This window comes from Chitinophaga sp. W2I13, assembly GCF_050434005.1.
Classification (GTDB): Bacteria; Bacteroidota; Bacteroidia; order Chitinophagales; family Chitinophagaceae; genus Chitinophaga.
The window spans coordinates 5,638,946-5,661,899 of sequence record NZ_JBNPWD010000001.1; the positions used below are offsets into that span (position 1 = coordinate 5,638,946).

At 47.6% G+C, this 22,954-nt stretch carries 21 protein-coding genes; 17 read left to right on the plus strand and 4 right to left on the minus strand.

Translation table 11 applies throughout. The features are described 5' to 3' along the window. Positions 1-56: 56 nt before the first annotated feature. On the minus strand, positions 57-1,625 hold the full coding sequence (locus tag QFZ48_RS23310) for a discoidin domain-containing protein (RefSeq protein ID WP_429063867.1): 1,569 nt from the start codon (positions 1,623-1,625) through the stop codon (positions 57-59). 204 nt (positions 1,626-1,829) lie between these two features. On the opposite strand from QFZ48_RS23310, the gene QFZ48_RS23315 reads away from it, so the two are divergent. From QFZ48_RS23315 to QFZ48_RS23345, 7 genes are all read left to right on the plus strand, one after another. Further along, entirely contained in the window at positions 1,830-2,906 is a 1,077-nt protein-coding gene (locus tag QFZ48_RS23315) for a DUF2167 domain-containing protein (RefSeq protein WP_429063869.1), read from the plus strand. A 252-nt stretch (positions 2,907-3,158) separates the two neighbouring features. Continuing rightward, the gene (locus QFZ48_RS23320) at positions 3,159-3,689 is read left to right on the plus strand and encodes an RNA polymerase sigma-70 factor (protein ID WP_429063871.1); all 531 of its coding nucleotides are present in this window, start codon (positions 3,159-3,161) and stop codon (positions 3,687-3,689) included. 79 nt (positions 3,690-3,768) lie between these two features. After that, the gene (locus tag QFZ48_RS23325) at positions 3,769-4,959 is read left to right on the plus strand and encodes a FecR family protein (RefSeq protein ID WP_429063872.1); all 1,191 of its coding nucleotides are present in this window, start codon (positions 3,769-3,771) and stop codon (positions 4,957-4,959) included. A 103-nt stretch (positions 4,960-5,062) separates the two neighbouring features. Further along, positions 5,063-8,641 carry a SusC/RagA family TonB-linked outer membrane protein gene (locus QFZ48_RS23330; protein WP_429063874.1) on the plus strand — a complete coding sequence of 1,193 codons (3,579 nt, stop codon included), beginning with the start codon at positions 5,063-5,065 and terminating at the stop codon, positions 8,639-8,641. 18 nt (positions 8,642-8,659) lie between these two features. Further along, positions 8,660-10,174: a SusD/RagB family nutrient-binding outer membrane lipoprotein gene (locus QFZ48_RS23335; RefSeq protein ID WP_429049135.1), complete on the plus strand. Its 1,515-nt coding sequence runs from the start codon at positions 8,660-8,662 to the stop codon at positions 10,172-10,174. A 176-nt stretch (positions 10,175-10,350) separates the two neighbouring features. After that, the gene (locus QFZ48_RS23340) at positions 10,351-10,803 is read left to right on the plus strand and encodes a YybH family protein (protein ID WP_370912006.1); all 453 of its coding nucleotides are present in this window, start codon (positions 10,351-10,353) and stop codon (positions 10,801-10,803) included. A gap of 120 nt (positions 10,804-10,923) precedes the next feature. Then, the gene (locus tag QFZ48_RS23345) at positions 10,924-11,142 is read left to right on the plus strand and encodes a DUF4287 domain-containing protein (protein ID WP_429049131.1); all 219 of its coding nucleotides are present in this window, start codon (positions 10,924-10,926) and stop codon (positions 11,140-11,142) included. On the opposite strand, the gene QFZ48_RS23350 is transcribed toward QFZ48_RS23345, so the two are convergent. Further along, complete coding sequence (locus QFZ48_RS23350; protein ID WP_429049128.1) at positions 11,139-11,579, minus strand: DoxX family protein; 441 nt, start codon at positions 11,577-11,579, stop codon at positions 11,139-11,141. The genes QFZ48_RS23345 and QFZ48_RS23350 overlap by 4 nt on opposite strands. Positions 11,580-11,712: 133 nt before the next feature. On the opposite strand from QFZ48_RS23350, the gene QFZ48_RS23355 reads away from it, so the two are divergent. The 10 genes from QFZ48_RS23355 to QFZ48_RS23400 all read left to right on the plus strand — a co-directional run bounded on the left by QFZ48_RS23355 (position 11,713) and on the right by QFZ48_RS23400 (position 20,773). Continuing rightward, positions 11,713-12,543: an SGNH/GDSL hydrolase family protein gene (locus QFZ48_RS23355; RefSeq protein WP_429063875.1), complete on the plus strand. Its 831-nt coding sequence runs from the start codon at positions 11,713-11,715 to the stop codon at positions 12,541-12,543. Positions 12,544-12,647: 104 nt separating this feature from the next. Further along, the gene (locus tag QFZ48_RS23360; protein ID WP_370912011.1) at positions 12,648-13,223 is read left to right on the plus strand and encodes a TerD family protein; all 576 of its coding nucleotides are present in this window, start codon (positions 12,648-12,650) and stop codon (positions 13,221-13,223) included. Positions 13,224-13,243: 20 nt separating this feature from the next. Then, positions 13,244-13,927 carry a TerD family protein gene (locus QFZ48_RS23365; protein ID WP_370912012.1) on the plus strand — a complete coding sequence of 228 codons (684 nt, stop codon included), beginning with the start codon at positions 13,244-13,246 and terminating at the stop codon, positions 13,925-13,927. 102 nt (positions 13,928-14,029) lie between these two features. Further along, a complete protein-coding gene (locus QFZ48_RS23370) occupies positions 14,030-14,668 on the plus strand; it encodes a vWA domain-containing protein (RefSeq protein WP_429049120.1) in 639 nt (212 codons plus the stop codon). 17 nt (positions 14,669-14,685) lie between these two features. Further along, complete coding sequence (locus tag QFZ48_RS23375; protein WP_429049117.1) at positions 14,686-15,321, plus strand: vWA domain-containing protein; 636 nt, start codon at positions 14,686-14,688, stop codon at positions 15,319-15,321. Positions 15,322-15,332: 11 nt separating this feature from the next. Next, a complete protein-coding gene (locus QFZ48_RS23380) occupies positions 15,333-15,962 on the plus strand; it encodes an AIM24 family protein (protein ID WP_429049114.1) in 630 nt (209 codons plus the stop codon). Continuing rightward, entirely contained in the window at positions 15,962-17,017 is a 1,056-nt protein-coding gene (locus QFZ48_RS23385; RefSeq protein WP_429049111.1) for a TerY-C metal binding domain-containing protein, read from the plus strand. The genes QFZ48_RS23380 and QFZ48_RS23385 overlap by 1 nt, the downstream gene beginning before the upstream one ends. A 16-nt stretch (positions 17,018-17,033) precedes the next feature. Continuing rightward, positions 17,034-18,437: a PP2C family serine/threonine-protein phosphatase gene (locus QFZ48_RS23390; RefSeq protein WP_429063876.1), complete on the plus strand. Its 1,404-nt coding sequence runs from the start codon at positions 17,034-17,036 to the stop codon at positions 18,435-18,437. 13 nt (positions 18,438-18,450) lie between these two features. Further along, complete coding sequence (locus tag QFZ48_RS23395; protein WP_429049106.1) at positions 18,451-19,959, plus strand: helix-hairpin-helix domain-containing protein; 1,509 nt, start codon at positions 18,451-18,453, stop codon at positions 19,957-19,959. Positions 19,960-19,984: 25 nt separating this feature from the next. Beyond that, positions 19,985-20,773 carry a TerC family protein gene (locus QFZ48_RS23400; RefSeq protein WP_429049104.1) on the plus strand — a complete coding sequence of 263 codons (789 nt, stop codon included), beginning with the start codon at positions 19,985-19,987 and terminating at the stop codon, positions 20,771-20,773. A 74-nt stretch (positions 20,774-20,847) separates the two neighbouring features. On the opposite strand, the gene QFZ48_RS23405 is transcribed toward QFZ48_RS23400, so the two are convergent. Next, positions 20,848-21,756, minus strand: coding sequence for a hypothetical protein (locus tag QFZ48_RS23405; RefSeq protein ID WP_429049101.1), 909 nt, complete (start codon positions 21,754-21,756; stop codon positions 20,848-20,850). Positions 21,757-21,823: 67 nt separating this feature from the next. Next, complete coding sequence (locus QFZ48_RS23410; RefSeq protein ID WP_429049099.1) at positions 21,824-22,924, minus strand: toxic anion resistance protein; 1,101 nt, start codon at positions 22,922-22,924, stop codon at positions 21,824-21,826. Positions 22,925-22,954 lie beyond the last annotated feature (30 nt).

The following is a 22,954-nucleotide window of genomic DNA, read 5'->3' on the forward strand; positions in this document are numbered from 1 at the left end:
AACAAACAGGGTACGGAAGTATACCGTACCCTGTTTAAATTTTTCGGGAGATGTGATTACCACGCACCCAACTCTGACAGCACTGCATAGTGTGAGCCTGAGTAATTGGAAGCGGTCACGATTTTGATATATTTTGCAGAGACAGCTGCCCCGAAAGAGATATACTGCTTACTGTTTACATTCGTCAGCGTATAGTTTCCCCTCGATGTATACGTTACATTATCGGTACTGGTAAACACCGAAATATCTTTCAGAGAACCATTGAGATTGGCCCGTTGAAGGAATGCCAGTCCTTGTATGGATTTGATGGCATTCATATTTACAATCACTGTATGCGGATGCGCCGGCTGTACTGTTTTCCATTGGGTATGCCATACGGTAGCCTGGTTGTTGTCGAGCAGGTTAGTGGCGGGGCCGTCGTCTTCCTGGCTGCTTACATACGTGATGCTCCAGGAAGATTTATTCAGTTCATCTTTGGTGCTGATATCCAGTACAGGTTCATTATTTACAAAAGAATACGGGTAAGAGATTTCAGTAGAGGAGCCGTTGGTATACAGGAAGCGGATACGCAGGGCGTAGTTGCCTGTCTTCGTATGAAGTTCACTGATGGGCATACTCAGCTGGAAACTATCGCCGGAAGGTGCAGCCACCCATGGCACGGCATCATAATCATTTCCGCCTTCCGGATCATTATATACGTTTACGTTATTCACGGTTTGTGTGGAAGAGAATTTCACTTTCAGTACAATGTTGCCGCCGGTATAACTGGCTTTGATGATATCGATAGTGGTATTTCCTCCGCCGTAAATACCTGTGGCGGTGCTGGTGCGGAATACCTGCGAGTTGTTGAGGATAGCAGCGCTGGCGGCAGTAAGGAAAGTGGGGTTTTTACCATAGGTATAATTACCGCTGCCCATGAGCGCCGTGCCTTTAGCCGGATCAGCGGCTTCCGATACTTTCTCTTTGTTATGCGGCAGGTTAAGTCCATGGCCCAGTTCGTGCATGAGGCCACCTATCCATTTGGTAGCGCGGTTGCCCAGCGTGGTATTCTGACCGAGGTAGCTGGTATCCATTTCAGCATAATCCAATGCAAAGCACCAGCGGCCCAAACCGTAAAAGGGTACGCCACCGGGATCACCATCGGAAGCGTAGGTGCTGGCGGGCATAATAACGAGCGTGTGTTCACTGTGCTTATCTGCCGGATGCGCAGCAAACCAGGTGTTCAGTTCACCGATAGCAGTGTTGCCGCCCCCTTCATAAGGATAACCGGTTTTTGGCAGCGCGCCTTTTACCACGGTGATCTTTACTTTACCTGCGGAATCCAGCGCCAGGCCAAAGGAACGGTCGCCATAACCGTAATAGTTCATCCACTTCCCGTAGAAGCGCTGCCCCTGCTGTAAAATACCGTTTAGCCGTGCCCGGTAGTTTGTGATGGTATCGCCATCGGAAGGCACAAAGTAAACAACGTTTAAGGCATACGCGCTGGGTACGAAGTTTTCCAGGCCGGATTTGGTTTTATCTTTCATGGGCTGCAATTCCCCACCGGGAGATCGTTTGCAGGCCATAAAAAGGGTAGGCAGCAATAGCATACCTGCTAGCAGGGAATGAAGGTTTTTCATTTTCATTGTTCAGATTTATGATTAACAAAGACAGTAAGAATCGACAGATTTTGGTTTAAGGTTTTCCAGGTTACGCTGTTGGCGTTTCACATATTCAGGTGAACTAAATTAAGTAATTGTTTTATAAAGCAGAAAAATAATAATATTCCTTCCTTTCTTCCGGATATGGAATATTTATCGCAAATTGGTCCCCGTAAATATTAATAACTTATGTTCAAGTACCTGTACCTGTCAGGGTTGCTCTTTGCAGCCCTGGGTTTGTATGCAACCCCGGCTGTCCCTAAAGCCGTCCCCATTGAAGATTCAACGGAGCTTTATCAAAAAGAGCTTGATAATTATGTTGATTCTGTCAATAAGTCTTTTAAATATGAAACAGGCACTATTGTATTGCCGGGTGGAAAGGTGGAGATTAATGTGCCTGCGGGTTTCAAATTCCTGAACAAGGAAAAAAGCCAGTATGTGCTCACTACGCTTTGGGGCAATCCGCCGGAAAACGCCAACAATACGCTGGGAATGATTTTCCCGGCAAATTCTGATCCTTTTGCGGATAGCAGTTATGCCTTTATTATTGAATTCGAAGACATTGGCTATGTAAAGGATGATGACGCCGAAAAGATTGACTACAATGAAATGATGAAAAACATGCAGGAAGGCGAGAAGGAAACCAATGAGGAACGTGCCAAACAGGGATACTCTGGTATTCACCTGATTGGATGGGCGCAGCAACCTTTCTACGACAAAAAGAATAAGGTACTGCACTGGGCAAAGGAAATCCGTTTCGATGACCAGGAAGGCGGTCATACGCTGAATTACGAGATCCGAATCCTGGGGCGCCACGGTGTATTATCGCTGAATGCGGTTTGCACAATGAGTGAACTCCCGCTGGTAAAAGCAGATATCGGTAAAGTATTACACATGGCTACTTTCACACAGGGGAATACCTATTTCGATTTCGATCCGAAGGTGGATAACGTGGCAGCATGGTCTATTGGTGGTCTTGTAGCTGGTAAATTGCTGGCGAAAGTTGGGTTCTTTGCTATCCTGGTAAAATACCTTGCCGCCGGCTGGAAATTCATTGCCATTGGGTTTGTAGCGCTCATCGGATTTTTCAGACGCCTGTTCAGCCGCAAAAAAGCAGAGAAGGAAAATGTTGTTTTCAACACCGGTACAAATGAACCAGATACCGAACCACATACCGCTGACGAAAACACAGATAACCATACTCCTCCCGCAGCAGAAAATAATCCTGAACATAATCACGAAAACAATCCGGAAAACAAACCCTGATAAAAGAATCTTTTAAAATCAAAAACAATCAAATCAGCGTAATCAGCATCATCCGCCTAATCAGGCAGAAAGACAATTTCCATCGCCGAAGGCGATCCCCGATATCAGAAAGCCTGCGCACCCCGCAGGCTTTCTTTCTGCCCGAAATTTTGTTTTCCTATTATTTTCCGAATAAATGTCTTATTTTTTCAAGTGAGATGCCATTATCTATGGTTTCCGGATTGTCAGAATTGATCACGAAAGGTATATTTTATGTCAACGCCATCCGATGCACTGGAGCCAGCCATACTTTTCAAAACTTACTACACCAGGCTTTGCTACTTTGCCTTTCAGTTTACCGGCGATAAAGACGCAGCCAGGGATATTGTCCAGGAAGCCTTTGTAAGCTACCTGGGGCAACAGGGGCAGGTAACCGCGCATCCGGTGGCCATCAAAAATTTCCTGTATACAACCGTCCGTAACGCCTGTTTAAATGCCATCCGGCATGAGAAAGTGGTGGAGAAATTTGCAGCCGCACAGGAAGGCGCGTCAGAAAATGATCCTTCTGTAATTTTAACGATGATCCGGTCCGAAGTGATCGGCGAAATTAACCGCGCACTGGAAACGTTGCCCGAAGCCTGCCAGGTGATTATCAGGATGGGCTATATCTCCGGGCTTAAAAACCAGGAAATCGCCGACCAGCTGAACATCAGCATTAATACGGTTAAAACCCAGAAGAAAAGAGGACTGCATCTGTTAAGACAACGGCTTAACCCCGAAATTTACGCCGTATTATTCCTGTAAATCCTGCTTTCAAAAAAATATTCTTATTTCTTTCACCCTTTTTTCCGTCCCGCGTTTCTTTACCTGGTAAGCAACCTTTATGGAGCAAAACCAGGATCTGTATAAATACGCCGGCTTAATTTTAAAATATCTCCGGGAACAGGCTACGGCGGCCGAACAGCAGGAGCTGGAAGCCTGGCTGGAAAAGGATGTGCGGCATCAGCAGCTGCTGGAATCCCTGAAAGACCAGGAAACCCTGCGCGATGCGATCGCCTTTCATGATACCATTGATGTGGATGCCGACTGGCAGGCCGTGCTGGCCCGCTCCACTCCGGCAACTCCGGGTAGGAGGGTAGCGTGGCTCCGAATCGCCGCATGGACGGCCGCCGCTGCCGCCATATTAGGAGGCGTGATCCTCGCCTACAATTGGCGCACACCGGATACCAGGCCCGGAAAAATGATGGCCGGCACTTCTCCACAAATAAAAAATGATGTGCTCCCTGGCAGCAACAGTGCCACCCTGCAACTGGGCAACGGGAAAACCGTACACCTGGGCAATCAGCCGGAAGGGCCCATCAAAGAGGCGGATGGAACCACTATTGCGCAGCGACCAGGCGGACTTGTATACAATAAATCAAATGAACCGCAGGCGACTGCGCTATTCAATACTTTATCTACCGCAAAGGCAGGGCAATACCAGCTCACACTGGAAGACGGCACACGCGTATGGCTCAATGCCGCCTCCTCCCTGCGTTTTCCCGTACACTTTACTAATGGCGAACGCCGGGTAGAACTCACCGGGGAAGGATATTTCGAAGTAGCTGCCAGTCCTGACAAACCTTTCCGGGTAATGGTGCAGCAGATGGAAGTACTGGTGCTGGGCACCCACTTTAACGTAGGCGCTTACAGCAAAGTGGTGAAAACTACGCTGATCACCGGCGCTGTAAAAATCCAGGTAAAGGATAAACGTTCCTGGCAGCTGGCGCCTGGTCAGCAGGCTAATGTGCAGGGCGACCAGGTACGTATCGCCACAGCAGATACCGAAAAAGCTATTGCCTGGAAAGAAGGCATCTTCTTTTTTAAAGATGACGATTTCCGGGAAATTATGGAACAGGTGGCCCGCTGGTATGACCTGGACATTCATTACGAAGGCCCGCTGCCCGCAAAACGCATCAGCGGCAATATCAGCCGCCAGGCGAAGTTGTCGCAGGTGCTGGAAATGCTCAACTTCGTGAGCGGCGCCAACTTCAGGGTAAATGGAAAAGACGTCGCTGTAACACTGTCAAAATAAATAAGTATAACTGGAACGGATACACGAAAATTAAAAAAGTACCTGTAATAAACAAAGACCAGAATTTAAACGAATCAATCGCTATTAATTAAAAATTAAACCGATGATGAACAGATTTATTTCCGCTTCCGGGCGGGGTATACTACTCCCATTGCCTGTAAAAATGAAGGTGGCCCTGAAGCTGACCACCCTGCTGCTTTTTCTTTTTGCATTAAGTGCAGCAGCCACTGCTTATGCGCAGAAAGTTACGTTGTCGGTAAAGAAAGTACCGCTGCAGCAGGTGTTTGACGCTATCAAACAACAAACCGGCTACTACTTTTTATACAACAATGATATCCTGAAAAACACCACTCCCGTTTCTTTGAACGTAAAGGATGCGGAAATAACGGCGGTGTTGAATCAATGCCTGGCAGGCCAGCCGCTGGAATATAAAATCATCGACCGCACCATTACCCTGAAGGAGGTGCCGGTGAAAAAAGCCGCCACGGAACTGGCGGCCGATACCTTGATCACCGGCAGGGTGACCGATGAAAAAGGTGTGCCACTGCCCGGTGTAACCGTTACAGTAGAAGGATCTGCAAGAGGCGCCGTAACAGATGCTACGGGAAAATACACCATCCAGCTGCCCTCCGGCGCCAGCGCATTGTTGTTCTCCTTTATCGGGTTTAATAAACAGCGGGTGGAAACTGCCGGCAGCACCACGCTCGATGTAAAGTTAACGGAAAGCTCAAAGGGTTTGTCTGAGGTAGTGGTAACGGCACTTGGTATTAAGCGCGAAAGCAAGTCGCTTGGATACACCGTAGCAGAGCTGAAAGGCGCCGACCTGTCGGAAGGAAAGGAAGTGAATGTAGCCAATGCGCTATCCGGTAAAGTGGCTGGTGTACAGGTGAGCCAGCCTGCCTCCGGCGCTGGCGGATCTTCCAAGATCCTGATCCGTGGAAATAACTCCCTACAGGGTAACAGTCAGCCGCTATACGTAGTTGACGGAGTGCCCCTCGATAACCAGAACATCGGTGCTGCCGGCAGCACCGGCGGTGTGGACTATGGCGATGGCATCTCCAATATAAACCAGGAAGATATTGAAAGCATATCCATCCTGAAAGGCCCTAATGCTGCAGCATTGTACGGCCAGCGCGGCAGTAACGGTGTAGTGCTCATCACCACCAAATCGGGCAGCTCCCGCAAAGGCATCGGGCTGAAATTCAGCAGCGATTATGCCATCGGCAACGCATTGGTAACTCCCGATTTCCAGGATGAATATGGCCAGGGATTAAACGGTGATTTCACGCACTTCCGCGCCACCGACGGTAAAGTGTATACGATGGCGCAAGCCAAAGCACAAGGGCTGCAAGGCATGCCTAAAATGAGCGCCGGCCGCGACAGGATTGCCCGCAGCAGCTGGGGCCCAAAAATGGAAGGGCAGGAGTATGAAGACCAGTGGGGAAATATTTTGAAGCTGACGCCGCAACCCAATACCTATAAAGACTTTTTCGACCAGGAAAAACAGTTCGTAAATAATATTGCCGCAGATGGTGGAAATGATAAAGTGAACTACCGCTTCTCTTATTCCAACACGCATGTAAACGGGTATGTGCCCACTAATACGCTTGACAGGAACACTTTTACCCTTCGCACACAGGCGTCTATTACGCCCAAATTACAGCTGGATGCGAAGCTCAACTACATCTCCCAGAAAGGTAAAAACAGGCCCACACTCTCCGATGCATCCGATAACCCGGCTTACCTGTTTATCAGTCAGCCGCGGAGCATGCCGCTGAGCATCCTCGCCGATTACACCTGGACCGCCCAGGATGTGGCCCGGCAGTTCGGCTACAGTGGTGTAACACCCGGACTGGAGAAAACATACGCTACCAACAGTTCTACTGCCAATCCTTACTGGACCATCCATAAAACGCAAAACACCGATCACCGCGACCGGCTCCTCGGCATGCTGCGGCTGTCGTACGATTTTAATAAATGGTTGAAATTAACTGCCCGCGGCGGCACCGATTTTTATACAGAAGAACGCCTGCGCTGGAGAGCCAAAGGCACGTACCAGAGCCAGAACAGGAATGGTGATATTGAAGACCGGATAATAAGGGTCCGGGAAGATAACTATGATGTATTGCTGGCCGGTAACCTGGAGCTGAGCAAGGACTTCACCCTGGGGCTGAATGCAGGCGCCAGTCACCAGAAAAAGTTTATGCGCATGACCGGCAATACCGGGAAAGAGTTTATTGTGCCGGACCTGCACGTGATCAATAACACGCTTACCAACTCCTATCTTTTCGACTTACAGGAATCTGAGATCAACTCCGTATACGGCTTCGGGCAGCTGGCCTTCCGGAACTACTGGTTCGTGGATTTCTCTGCACGGAACGACTGGTCATCTACCTTATCTGCCAATAACAATTCTTTCTTTTATCCTTCAGTAAGCACCAGTTTAATCATGACCGATCTGCTGAAGATGAACAGCAACATCGTTAGTTTCTGGAAGCTGCGCGGATCACTGGCGCAGGCTGGCAGCTCCGGTAATCCTTACCAGCTCACCGGCGCCTACAGCCTGGATCAGTTCACACATGGGGGCCAACCGCTGGCATCTTTTACTTCTATTATTCCCGATCCTAACCTGAAAAACGAACTGACTACCTCGGTGGAATTTGGTACAGACGTACGTCTCCTGAACAACCGCCTGGGCATCAGCTTTACTTACTATAATGCCGCTACGAAAAACCAGATCCTGGATGTGCCCTTACCGCCGTCCAGCAAATTTGAGGCGCGCAGGATTAATGCCGGCGAAATCCGCAACAAGGGAATCGAACTATCGTTAAACGGAACACCCGTGAAGCTGGCCAATGGATTTACCTGGGAAAGCACCTTTACTTTTTCCCGCAACAAAAATGAAGTGGTATCGCTCACCGAGGGAGTGGAAACATTTGTATTGGGAAGCGATAGAGGGATCAACGTAATAGCTGCACCAGGTAAGCCTTTCGGTACCATGATCGGAACAGGCTTCGCCTGGCTGAAAGATGATGCCGGCAACCGGCTGATAGATCCTGCTACGGGCTTGCCATTGCGCACACAGGGGCGCCAGCTCACAGAGCTGGGAAATGCCATGCCCGACTGGACCGGCGGTTTTGCCAATACCTTCCGTTACAAAGGCTTTGCTTTAGCTGCATTAGTGGATATCCGCCAGGGCGGCCTGGTGTATTCCCAAAGTAACCGCGAAGAGCTGATTTATGGTACCACCAGGAAAACACTGGCAGGCAGGGATGGCAGCTATATAGCCTCCGGTATGATTGCAGAAAAAAACAGTAGTGGCAACTGGGTTAGCACCGGTAAAGAAAATACGATGAAAGTATTGGCGCAGGACTACTGGAACGTAGTGGCCAGCGATAAAGAAAATGTGGTATCGGAAGAAATGATGAATGATGCCAGCTATGTAGCCATGCGTGAAATCAGTTTGAGTTACGCGCTGCCATCGAAATTATTCTCCGGTAAAATGATCCGCAGAATGAATGTAGGCATCTATGGCAGGAACCTTTTTTACTTCCAGCGGAAAACAGATGGCTTCTCTCCCGAAGCCTCTTCCTTCAACGTAAACAACTCCTCTCTCGGCCTGGAATCAACGGCGCTGCCGATGATGCGGAGTTTTGGTGTGAACGTAAGCCTGGATCTTTAATCTGTAAAAACGAAGCATATGAAAAACAAATCATCGATATATAGAAAAGTGCTGGTGTTAACGACGGGATTGTTACTGGGTGGCTGTACCAAAGACTTCAGCGATCTGAACACGCCGCCAACAACGGTAACAAACATTGATCCCGCCCTGTTGTTATCAAAAGTACAGAAAGATGCGGCTTTTTCTGAAGGCACAGAAACCGCCAATATACAGGTAGGTTCCTGGGTGCAATACTGGGCCGGTGGCCTGGTGGCGCCTACTTCCCGTTATATCCAGCAGCCGGATAATAATATGTGGGCCGCACATTATACCTTGTTGAGAAACCTGGGCCAGATCCGCAACCAGGCATTGAAAGGAAAAGAAAATGATCCAACCGGGAGAACAAAGCTCGCCATTGCCCGCATCCTCGAAATATTTATATGGCAACGGTTAACGGACCTCTTTGGCGCCGTACCGTTTTCACAAACTACAGAAGATGCTACCGACGTAAATAACAAACCGGTGTACGACAGCCAGCAGTCGATCTATGAACACCTCATTGCCGACCTGGATGCCGCTATCGCCAATATCAACGCCAGCGATGTATCGTACGGCAACGCGGACTTCTACTACAAAGGCGCTACCGACAACTGGAAGAAATTCGGTAACTCACTGAAGCTGCGTTTAGGTATGCGCATTAAGTATGCCGCGCCACAGCTGGCGGAAAAAACGGTGCGGGAGGCGATGAGTCAACCACTTTTTTCAGATAATAAAGACAATGCCGCAGTTCCTACTTTCAACGATGCACAAACTACCAACGCAAATCCTATCCTGGCGCAGTTTATCAGCGGCAGCCCCGATCTGCGTTACCTGGCATCGGCTTTTGTGGCCACACTGAATGATAAGCATGATCCCCGCCTTACCTTTATTGCCGCGCCTACCGTAAATTCAAAAAACAGCGGAACGCCTGCGTACAAAGGTATTGGTGTGGCATTAACGGATGCGTTGTTGTCCGGTATCATTAAAGATGATTATTCCACCGCTTCTATGACCACCTACTTTAATAAAACATTGGCTACGCCTATCCCTGCTTATGTATTCACCTATGCAGATGTATGTTTCTTTAAAGCAGAAGCGGCGTTGATGGGATGGGGTGCTACGCCCGCAGAAGCGGAGAAATTTTACCAGGATGGTATCAAAGCAGCAATGGCCATGCAGCCGTATAACATTACTACCATTCCGCAGGCGTACATTGATGCGGAGTTTTCACTCGCCGGACTTACATCAGAAAAACAGCTGGAGAAGATCATGACCCAGAAATGGATCCTGCTGTTTGGCCGAGACTATGAAGCCTATGCGGAATGGCGCCGCACCGGCTACCCCGTTTTAACGCCAGGCCCTAACCAGGGATCAACCAACGGTACCATTCCCCGCAGGGCAGTATACTCATCACTGGAAGCCCTGCTGAATACGGATAATTATAAGACTGCCGTATCTGGCTTAACCAACGGAGATTCTTACCTGTCGAAGGTTTGGTGGGATCAAAAGAAATAGACACTGAATAATGGAGAAAGGGTCGTCTTTTACAGACGGCCCTTTTTTATTTCGCCACTATGCTTTACCGGTAAAAATGTCGTTTTTACCGGCATGATCGTGTCATTAACCCATTTGTACTATGCCGCTGCAGCGCGGCTCCCTATTTTCGTATTCATTCCTAAAACAACTATCGTATGAACCAGGTACATGAAATTAATGCGATCAGGCAGGCGAACAACGCCATCTATCATTCATTCCGGACACTGGATTTCCGCGGCGCTGCAGTATATCTTACGGAAGATTGCGATTACATTACGTTTAACGGCATGCACTTAAAAGGGCGGGAGGAGTACATCACACTGCACGAGCAGCTGATGAATAACTTTATGTTCAAAGGCGCACGGCTGCACGGACAGATTGAACAGGTACGTTTCCTGAATGAGAATGTAGCCATAGTGGTAGCCACCGGCGCTATCCGTTTCCGCTGGCAGAAAAAAGTGCCTGAAAGCCGTCAGTCGGTGAACACCACGGTTTGGGTAAAAAGCCCGGAAGGCCAATGGCAGATGTCTGCCTTTCACAATTGCCGCGTAAAGAAAATGAACTGGCTGGCCAGGTGGATCATGGGGTCTGTAAAAAAAGCCGCCTGAAAGAAGCCGCAAACCGCCCCTTAGTTTGTCGGAACCACCCCCCCGGAGTGTTCCCCGGAATGAATAATTTTGTTTTAAGAGATACATCTTACAAGATCATTCAAAATAAAAACAGGTATTATGTCATTCCAGGCTTATTTAGACAATATCAAAGCGAAAACCGGCAAAACAGGTGAAGACTTTAAAAAGCTGGCAGAGAAGAAAAAGTTCTTACAAAACGGCGAGCTGGCCCCCAAGGTAAAAGCCGGCGACATTGTAAACTGGCTGAAAGAAGAATATGAACTGGGCCACGGTCATGCGATGGCAATATTCGCGTACTTTAAAGGGAAGCGGGACTAGTTTTTTTTCCGCAACTGGTCGGCACTCCAGCGGTAGGCAGGTAAAGCAGACAATAAAAAGCTGCCGGCACTGGCGGTGAATACAGAATAGTTCAGCGGCGCGGCTATACCCAGCGCCACGGTCATGGCCAGTGCAAAACCAAGTAGCAAAACACCGCTGCCAATAGCTGCCCACCGGGTCCAAAAGCCCGCGATAAGCATTACGGCAAAAAGTATTTCTGCACCCGACGCCAATGCAGCAAAGACTTCCGCCACTGCATAGGGGAAAAAGAACATCAGTTTATGTGCATACTGCATAAAATGTTGCCAGTCGCCCCACCCGATATTCGCTCCACCCGGAGGTCCCCACACGCCGAACCTGTCGAGCCCCGCACACAGATAACTGGCGCCTAACGCCACCCGCAGAAAAAGCTGGATGATATCCTGTTTAATATTCATTGCCTGGTATTTTTGACAGGCAAAAATAATACAGGTAAAGCTCCTCCTGGTAGTCCAGTTTATAATCAGGAGATAGTCCAGCGTTGTTATTATCTATGCTATTTACTACTTTCAATGGGCAAAATATATTATCATGAAGAAATGGTTGTTGGGACTGCTCATAGCCGCAATAGTGGCCGCTACTGCCTTTACACCCCGCAAAATCACCTGGGTGGCCATCGGGGATTCTATTACCTACCTGAATGATCACCCCGGTGAAACCGGCAACAGGATCACCAAAGGATACCTGACACGCGTAACCGAAAAGCTCCCGCACATACAGTATATCAATAAAGGTTATAACGGCTGGACTTCCGGCGGTATCGCTGATGCCATAGAAAAACTGGATCTTGTAAAAGCGGATGTGTATTCTGTGTTTCTTGGTACCAACGACTGGTGGGGCGGGCGCCCTGTTGGTAATTTCTCCGACTATCTCCATAAAACGGGGAACAGCACCGTGTATGGCGCATTCCGGACGATCATTGACAAGTTGAAATCACTGAATAAAAAGGCGCATATCATCCTGATCACCCCGCTGCAACGCGGCGATTTTGTATACATCGCCGATATGCACAACAATGCCTGGGGCTCTTATAAAGAAAGAAAAGGGCAACAGCTTTCACAGGTGGTGGCCGCCATTGATTCTATTGCCGGCTATGAACACTTCGACAAATTAGACCTGTATCATAACAGCGGCATCACCCTGGAAAATATGGTGAAGTATAAACGCCTGAAAGACCCCGCCACCGGTGAATATAAAGACTATCGCTGGCCGGATTATAAAGATATTCCTTTCCATCCGGACACGGATGAATACCCTTATCCGGTGTCAGCGATCGATATGACGTACGATGGCCTGCATCCCTCTGATAAAGGATTTGCCGTTGTTGCGGATATGCTGGTGGAGATCATGAAGCGATATTAGCTTCATCTTTGATACATGAAAAGTTTACTAAGCATTGACTGTAATATCGCCATATATCCTCTGAAATAAATATGCTATATTACCCCTGGTTTAAATTCTGAATAATGGCGATTAACTTACAAAAGGGACAAAGGATCGATATCGGCCTCTCAAAAATCAGTATTGGTTTAGGCTGGCATCCTAATGAAGGAACAGGCTCCGCTTTCGACCTGGATGCTTCTGCATTTATGATCGATGAGAGCAGGCATATTCTCCAGGAAGAATATTTTATTTTCTACGGAAATACAGATTCTCCGGACGGCGCACTGCATCACACCGGTGATGACCCTACCGGCGGCAACAGCGCTGATGGCGATGATGAAACCATCCAGGTAGACCTCACCAAAATAGATCCCCGCATAAGGGAAATCTTATTCGTGGTAACTATCCATGAAGCCATCAGCAGAAGACAAAACTTCGGACAGGTAAGAGATTCGTATATCCGTATCGTTGATGAAGGCACCGGCAATGAAATTGCAAAGTATGAACTGGGAGAAGATTTCTCCATTGAAACCGGCGTGGAGTTTGGCCGTCTTTACCTGAAAGATGGCAAATGGAAATTTGAAGCATCCGGGATTGGCTACAGGGAAGATCTGGCTTACTTCTTATCCAAATATTTCAAAGGTCAGATTATTAAATAACCCCTGATAAACCACTACCTATGGCTATCAATTTAGTAAAAGGTCAAACGATCGACCTCCGTAAAAACGACAAAGGAGAAGAATTCGATTTATCCACGGTCACGATTGGTTTGGGCTGGGATGTACGGCAAACGAAAAGCAACGAAGGCTTCTTTGGAAAATTATTCGGCGGAGAAAAAAAAGAAGCAGAATACGACCTCGATGCCGTAGCCATGCTGCTCGACAGCAGCGGTAAAGTGGCGAACCTTGGCAGAACCGTACAAACAAAGGATGGCAGATCAGTAGGATTGTTTGAGGGAGATGTGATCTTCTTCAATTCCATGCGCCACCCTTCCGGCAATATCTGGTTAACCGGCGACAACCGGACCGGCGCTGGTGATGGAGATGATGAACAAATTATCATCAAGCTGGACCAGCTGGAGAATAAATATGAAAAGATCCTGTTTATGGTCACCATTTACAATGGCCGCGCCACCAACCAGCATTTTGGTATGATCGATAATGCGTTCATCCGGGCGGTAGACAGCCGCGGAAAAGAGATCGCTAAATTTAGCCTGTCGGGCGACAGCACCTACAATGGGATGTGCTCCATGACATTTGCGGAAATTTATCGTAAAGATGGCGCCTGGAAGTTCAGGGCCATTGGTATTCCGCATCAATCCGATAGCTTTGTGGATGAATTGAAAAAGTTAACCTATTCCTGATCACAAAAGACCTATATTCAGCATAACCTCATCCGGCGGAAAACGCAGGATGAAATGTTACCCATTTTCAACATGCCAACACTGGTATTAAATTAATGCAGTATGAGAAGATTACCCGTGTATCTTTTATTAGATACTTCCGGTTCTATGAATGGAGAACCTATTGAGGCGGTGAAAAATGGCGTACAGATAATGATTAACTCACTACGTCAGAATCCACAGGCCATTGAAACCGCATTTATCAGCATCATCACTTTCGATAGCTCCGCACGGCAGGCAGTACCCCTTACCGACCTCGCGTCTTTCCAGATGGTGGATATAAAAGCGACCGGTACCACCGCATTGGGAGAAGCGCTGCAGCTGGTAAGCAACTGTATCGATCACGAAGTGGCCAAAACAACTACGGAGAAGAAAGGCGATTGGAAACCACTCGTGTTTATCATGACGGACGGTATTCCCACCGATAACTGGCAAAGTGGATTGACCGCATTTAAACAACGCAAAGTGGCGTATACGATCGCCTGTGCTGCCGGCTCCGGTGCAGATACCGCCATACTGAAACAAATCACCGATAATGTACTCAGTCTCGATACCGCCGATAGTCAGAGCATCGCCCGCTTCTTTGCATGGGTAACCGCTTCCATTGGCGTTACTTCCACAAAAGTGGAAGATGCCGGCAAAGAATTAATAGGCTTAAACGAGCTGCCGCCACCACCGGCAGAACTGAATATCGTGGTGTAAGAAATTAAAATATTGATATGCGACGATTACCGGTATTTTTTTTATTGGATACCTCGGGATCTATGTACGGTGAGCCCATTCAGGCACTCAACAACGCCCTGAGCGGCATGGTAAACACTTTGCGGATGGACCCCCAGGCAATGGATTCGTTGTGGCTCAGCATCATCACTTTCGACCGGGAAGTAAAAGAACTGACCCCGCTGGTGGAACTGGCCAATTTCCAGCTGCCGGAAATTAGCTGTCCGCAGAGCGGGCCCACACACACCGGCTATGCACTGGAATTTCTCCACGCAAAAGTGAACAGCGAAGTACGCAAAGGTACTCCCACGCAAAAAGGCGACTGGCGCCCGTTGCTGTTCCTTTTTACCGATGGTAAACCTTCGGATCTGCAGCTGTACCGCAAAATGATCCCGCTGATAAAAGACCTGAACTTCGCCACCATTGTAGGTTGCGCGGCAGGAAAAGCAGCAGACAACGGCATGCTCAAGGAACTGACAGACACCGTGGTGCATCTCGATACGGCCGACAGCGCCACATTGAAGCAATTTTTTAAGTGGGTATCCGACACCATAGAACAGGGAAATAAAAGTATGGGCACCACCGAGCAGGTAACACTGCCGCCGCCTCCCAACGAAGTGAATTTAGTCATCTGATAATAAAAAGAATGAACGTAAAATTGATCGGACACGATTTTAAATGCCTGGAAGTAGAATTATCCCAACAGGAGAAATTCTTCTGTGAGAAAGGCGCACTGATCTATCATGAAGAAGGAATTACTTCAAAGGTTAATGTATTCGATAAAGGCGTAGCCGGACTGATAAAAAGAAAACTCACCGGCGAAAGTATTTTCCAGGTAGAACTGTGCAATACCCATTTAAATCCGCGCAAGTTGGTGGTAGCCGGCAAAGTGGGGCTGCTGCCCGTTAACCTCAAGCAGCTTACTTCCGGCATTGTTTGTAAAGCAGGCGCTTTTGTGGCCTCCTCCGACAAAATTGATATTGATGTGAAAATGAACCTGACCTCCCTCATCGGTGGTACAGGCCTGATCATGCAGAAAATAACAGGATTTTGTACGGTATTTTTAGATGTGATAGGCACACCCATTACACTGGACCTCACACCCGGGCAAACCGTTTTTGTGGATGAAAAAAGCTTTATCTGCATGAATGCAGATATGGTAAACCGGATGTCATCCCATTTCTCCGGAAATAATCTCCTTGGAGGAGAAGGATTAAGTATGCTGAAAATTACCGGTCCGGGAACCGTATATATCACTTCTGTAAATTTTGGATAATGAGAAGACTACCGGTTTATTTCCTGATAGACGTCTCCGAATCAATGGTGGGAGAACCCATTCAACAGGTGGAAGAAGGGCTGGGACAAATCATCCAGGCACTCAAAACAGATCCCTACGCCATTGAAACAGCCTGGATCTCTATTATTGTTTTTGCCGGCCAGGCGAAAACACTGGTACCGCTGCAGGAAATCATCAACTTTTATCCGCCGCGTTTTCCTATTGGCGGAGGCACCTCTTTAAGCCGGGGACTGGGACACCTCATGTATGAACTGAGAAAAAACCAGGTGAAAACTACCTATGAAATAAAAGGCGACTGGAAACCGATCATCTTTCTTTTCACGGACGGCGTGCCTACAGACGATACCAGTGCAGCCATCGCGGAATGGAAACAGAACTGGCAACGCACTGCCAATATGGTGGCCGTTTCCTTCGGCAATGAAGCAGATACCAACCTGCTGAAAGAGCTGACGGAAAACGTAGTGCATTTTAAAAACAGCTCTCCCGCAGCCTATAAGCAGTTCTTCAAGTGGATTACCGACTCTATCAAAACCAGCAGTGAAAGTGTAGAGAAAAACGCTTCAGGATTTGAACTGTCGAAAATACACGATACCGATACCTTGTCGAAAATAGATCTCTCAAAACCATCACCACCCCGCAGTTACACCGATAGCAACTACGTGGTAATGGTAGGGAAATGCCAGCACCTGCAACGGGATTACCTCATGAAATACCGCCGCGCAGAACAGGACGCAGAAATATACGGACTAAACCTGAACCGGCTGTATTACCGGCTGGTAGGGGCGTTCCAGGTAGATAAAACCTATCACGAACTGTCCGATAGCCACACAAAACCGGCTGTTATCAACAGTGAAGAACTGATAGGCAATCCCACCTGCCCCTGCTGCGGCAACCAATGGGGATTCGCCCTGTGCTCCTGTGGCCAGATTCATTGCATCGGCGAAGAAAAGCTCAGTACCTGCCCCACCTGCGGAAACACCGCGGCATACGGCGCCAGCGACGGTGGTTTCGATGTAAACCGGGCACAAGGCTAACCGACAAAAGAGAAACATGGACAAATCCTTTATCCGGGAATTATTTAAAGCAAATAATATTACGGTCGGCACTAACCGGCAGCACCTGTTCGACGCTTTTGTGAATGAAGAGCAAAACAGGCTGGCGGTAAGGCAGATCCTGGAAAATAAAAAGCTACTAATGGATACCTGGCAGTTTAAAAACCGGTTGGCCGACATTCAGCAACAATCCGTCAACATCCCGAATGCCACTGCAGGAAAGCCTTACGAGGTGACACTGGATTTCGGACTGCTGAAATGGAACGACTTTACCTATTTTCATATCGAGGGGCTGGAAGAAACCGGTCTGCAATACGATCCGGAAACAAAAGTGATCCGGGGCACACCCGTTAAAAGCGGCGATTTTAAACTAACGTTGAAATACCGCATCAACGGCGAAGATGAAACCACCGCGCCAAACGAAAAAAAGGTGCCGCTGGTCATCAACCCCAATCCCAGATCGCTCTGGAAAAATATTGACAGCGATAAAAATGATCCCTACTGGAAAGAAGACAACGTGGCGGAATATGCCCCGCTGGGCGACAGGCACCTGCTGGTAGCCTCCAAAAGAGGCCGCTCGCACGCCAATACCGGTGGCTTCCGGGAAGATGATTTTGCCTTTAAACATTTCGGCGACACCGGCTGGAGCGTTATGGCCGTTTCTGACGGCGCCGGCAGCGCAAGGCTGTCCCGCGCAGGGTCCAGGATGGCCTGCACCGGCATCGTGGAATACTTTGAGCAGCACTTTACGCCGGTACTAAGGAGCGCATTTGATGCGCTGATTGCCGCACACGCTACCGCCGGAAGCGACAAAACACAAAAAGAACTCACCCGCTTTGTATACGATAACCTCGGCAAAGCAGCGTTCACCGTACATAAAAAGCTGGAAGAATTTGCTGTCGCCTGCGCAGCGCCAGTAAAAGATCTTCATTCCACACTTATATTTGTACTTTTAAAAAAGTACGAATCCGGCTATGTGATCATGAGCTTTGGCGTAGGCGATTGCCCCATTGCTTTGATTAATAAGGATTTTACAGACATCCAGTTGCTGAACCGGCTGGATGTGGGAGAATTTAGCGGGGGAACCCGGTTTATTACCATGCAGGAAATCTTTAAAAGTGATACATTTGCAACCCGCTTCGGGTTCAGGCTGGTGCCTGATTTCTCGTACCTGATGCTGATGACCGACGGTATTTATGATCCCAAGTTTGAAGTAGAAGCCAACCTGGAGAAGCTGACAGCCTGGAAAGCACTGCTGGAAGACCTCGGCGGTAAAAACGATGACAATGTAAAAGTAGACCTGGCCAGCCATACACCGGAAACTGCCAGCCAGCTATCTGCCTGGATGGACTTCTGGAGCCCCGGGAATCATGACGACAGAACTTTAATGATCATCAGTTAAGTATGCGGACTATATGAGTACAAAAACGGTGAATTCCGTCATCAATGCAGGGAAAAGTTATCAATACGTTGATAACGGAGAACCTATGCGGGGTGGCATGAAGGACGTTTACTTCAGTCCGGATAAATCATACGTGGTGGCATTTTACCGGGACACACAGGACTACGCTTCGAAAGAGCGGTTGCGGAAAATTGTGACGGACTACTATAACAGCTTCTTTAACCGGGAAGGCGGCGACTACTACCGGGATCTTTATTGCTGGCCAACAGACATGGTGGAAGCAGATAAAAAGGTAGGCCTCGTAGTACCGTGTTACCATGCTAACTTTTTTTTCAAGAAAGGATACGCATCAAACGACCTGATTAAAGGAAAGGAGAAAGAAGGGAAATGGTTTGCTTCACCCAAATTCAGGAACAAGCAGTTTACGCTGCGCCTGGATGAAGCAGAACTGGGCAACTGGTTAAGCTATTTCCAGATCTGTGTAAATATTTCAAGAGGTGTGAAACGCCTGCATGCAGCCGGACTGGCACATTCCGACCTGTCGTATAAAAATGTGCTGGTAGACCCGGTAAGTAAATCGGCCACCATCATCGATATAGATGGCCTCGTGGTACCGGGCCTGTTTCCACCGGATGTAATTGGCACCGCCGATTTCATCGCACCGGAAGTACTCGCCACCAAGCACCTGGGCCTGAAAGACCCGGGCAGGAAGCTGCCCAACCGTCTTACCGACCTGCATGCGCTGGCAGTAATGATCTACATGTATCTTTTATACCGTCATCCCTTAAAAGGAGGGAAGATCCACGATCTCGACGCAGAAAAAGACGACCTGCTGGCAATGGGAGAGAAGGCGCTATTTATTGAACATCCGCAGGATACTTCCAACCGGCCAAAACTGAATCACATTAATCCGAAGGAATTGCCCTGGGCAGATGTAAATAAGTTACCATACACCATTACAGGGCCTTACCTGAAGGAACTGTTCTACCAGGCGTTTGTAACCGGTTTGCACCAGCCAACCGAGCGGCCGCCGGCAGAAATGTGGGAACAGGCGTTACTAAAAACAACAGACCTCATGCAGCCCTGCAGCAATGCCGCCTGCGAACAGAAATGGTACGTTTTTGATAACACCCATTCTCCTAAATGCCCTTTCTGCGGTACGCCGCATAAAGGCACCCTGCCCGTACTGGACCTGTATTACGAGTTTAAGCCAACGGTATGGAAACCGGAAAACCACCGGCTGATGGTGTATAATAATCAATACCTGTTCCAATGGCATGTAAACAGGAATACTATCCGCAACGAACGGATCACCGCCGCGCAAAAAGTGCCGGTCGGGTATTTTGTTTTTCACCAGGGCAAATGGGTGCTGGTCAACCAGCAGCTCACTTCTTTAAAAGATCTTACAGAAGATAAAGAAATTGCCATCGGTGAGATGGTGGAACTAACGGATGGAAAAAGACTATTGCTGTCGAGGGAAGAGGGTGGAAGAGTAGTCATTATAACGATTGCCAATAAGTAGAAACCTATATAAAAAATAAAGTGAAATGAATGAATTAATCCAACAAATTATTGACAACCCAATACCTTCGGCAATCATTGTCGGGAATCTCGTTATTATTGAAAGTTTATTGTCGGTAGATAACGCGGCCGTACTGGCTACCATGGTAATGGACCTGCCCGAAAAACAACGCGACCGCGCCCTTAAATACGGGATTTTCGGCGCTTACCTGTTCCGTGGTCTGGCTATGTTGTTCGCGTCTTTCCTGATCAAGATCTGGTGGCTGAAACCATTGGGCGGTTTATATCTCCTGTACCTGGTATTCAGCTGGTGGAAAAATAAGAAAACAGAAGGAGAGAAGGAAGAAGAGAGCATCGACAAAGGCCAGAACTGGCTATACAAGGCCACAGTGGGGGCTATCGGGCCTTTCTGGGCTACGGTGGCACTGGTGGAGTTAATGGATATGGCTTTCTCTATAGATAATATTTTTGCTGCAGTAGCTTTTACTGATAATATACTGCTGGTTTGCCTGGGGGTATTTATCGGTATCCTTGCCATGCGTTTTGTGGCACAGGCTTTCGTGAAACTGATGACGAAGTTTACCTTCCTGGAAGCAGCGGCGTACATCGTTATTGCCATCCTCGGTATTAAACTGACGTTGTCTATCTACGAGCATTTCTTTCCGGAATCACCTGTTACCCATTTCCTGGAAAGTTCAAAAGCAGACATCATTACGTCGATCATCACCGTGGGCGTGTTTATCGTTCCGATCATTACATCGGCGCTGTTAAATGTTCCTAAAAGAACCCCTGCTGCAGAGTTGGAGAAAAAATGATGCCGGTAACAAACCGGCTCAGCTTAATAAAGGTTTCTATGGCGCCAGTTTGCGGACTGGCGTCTTTTTTATGCCTAAATCACATTGGTGTTCAGCATCGTTTTGAGGATGTTGGTCTGCACATCAAAGCGACCAATCTGTTGCAGGAAATCGACGTCGGAAATTTTCTCATAGTATTCCTTCAGGAGGGCATGCACGTTATCCGGGATCACCGTTTTCAGCACGTTGGCGCGGCTCATCAGGTTATCATTCTTATCCGTTAACTCCTGTATAATCCTTGTTTTTTTGGAGAGGGTGTTGGACCAGTCAACGTCTGTGATTTTTGAAAGATCACAGAACAGGAATAAATTTTTTGCGGGGAAGAAGAGAAAGTAACGGTCCATGTTAAGGAAGCGGTACACTTCCAGGATCAGGTTACCGGCACTGAGTCCGCAAAAGAACTCGGTTTTAAAATCCATTTTGCACAACAATCCCATCAGCTTGCGCTGTATGATGGCGGAGTTGTTGCGGTACACTTCTGCGGGGGTGAATTTAATCAGTTCATTGAGCGCTTCGGTGGAAATATCGAAATAAAAATCCTGGGAGAATCGTGCGCTGAAAGCATTGATGTTTTTGGAGAAGGGGTAGTCTTCGGAGTTGTCAGACAGCACCTGGTACAGCTTCCGCAAAGATAAATTGATCTTCAGGGATTGTTTCTGTTTATCCTGCTGGTAATTTTTCTCTGAAAAAACGGAGTCGTTGATATTGGCGATCAGGTCTTTGTTGATCTGTATTTCGTCGTATAAAATACTCACGTTTCTTTCATTGCTGGCTTTTATTTTTCGCAACAGGTCAATCACCGTGGCGGTGTATTGCAGGTGAAACAGTTCCAGCTTATTGACATCGAGTTCCGGATTTGTTTCAAATAATTTATGGACAACCTGGCTTCGGAGATAAATCTTGTATATTATCTCTTCTTCAAAAAAAGTGGACAGCAATTGCAACTTGCTGATAGTTTTATTTGAGTCATTTAATATTATTGCCAGGTTATCCTCCATTACTTATCCTCCGTTAGCTAACGTTTGTTACATTTTTCTTCAGCTCTGTTTCCAGCGTCTGCAATTCACCATTCAGCACTTTCCGGCTTTCGGTGCCCTGATCGTGGATCTTTTTCACTTCATGTAAAGTTTCAATCAGCGACTGGGTAGTTCTCTTCAATGTTTCAATAGATACTACTGTTTTCTCATTCTCTTTCGCTACCTCGATGCTGTTTTGTTTCAGCAGGTCGGCATTTTTCTGGAGAATGGTATTGGTGGTATCGGAAATCTTCTTTTGCATTTCCACGTTGGCTTTCTGTCTTTGCAACGCCACCGCAATGGTGAGCTGGTTTTTCCAGACAGGGATCGTAGTGGAAATGATCGATTGCGCCTTTTCCGCAATGGAAGTATTGTTGTTTTGCACCAGCCTGATCTGGGCTAAAGACTGCAGCATAATAAAGCGCACAATCTTCATGTCCGCCAGTCTTTTATCCAGGCGGGTAATGAAATCCCTTAAATCAGCGATTTCATAGTCATTGTAATTGGCGGCATTCACTTCCATTTCGGCCAGCTTCTGGCTGAGCTCATTGAATTTCAGCTGACCTGAAATAATGAGATCTTCCATTTGTTTGATGTAAGATACGTTACTATCAAACATGGTTTGCAAAGAACTGTTGTCTTTCAGTGAATTGATGCGGCCCGCTTTGATCTTATTGGTGATCTTATCAATGTTACTGATAACGGTATCGTATTTCTGGAAAAGCTTTTTGGCATCAAATACCAGCTTTTTCAGGAAAGGTATTTTAGAGATAAAGCTCTGTAAAGCGCCCTGGTTCAGCTCATCTACGTCGATATAATTCAGTTCTGTAAGCAGATCGTTGATCAGCCCGCCTACTTCGCCCGAGTTATAGGTACGTACGGAAGTGAGGAACTCATTACTGTATTTTTCCATTGAATTCTGTACATCGGTACCATAATTCAGGATGGAATTTACATCGGTGGTTACCAATGTTTTACTTATTTCCCCGTATTTCTTTGCATCGTCCGGCGTAATAACCGCCAGATCCACATTTCCCTCTTTGTCGAGCCTTACCGCAGGAAGGGTTTGGTCGGTGATATTTGGGTTTGCTTCCATAAGGTATCTGATTATAAATTGATATTATCT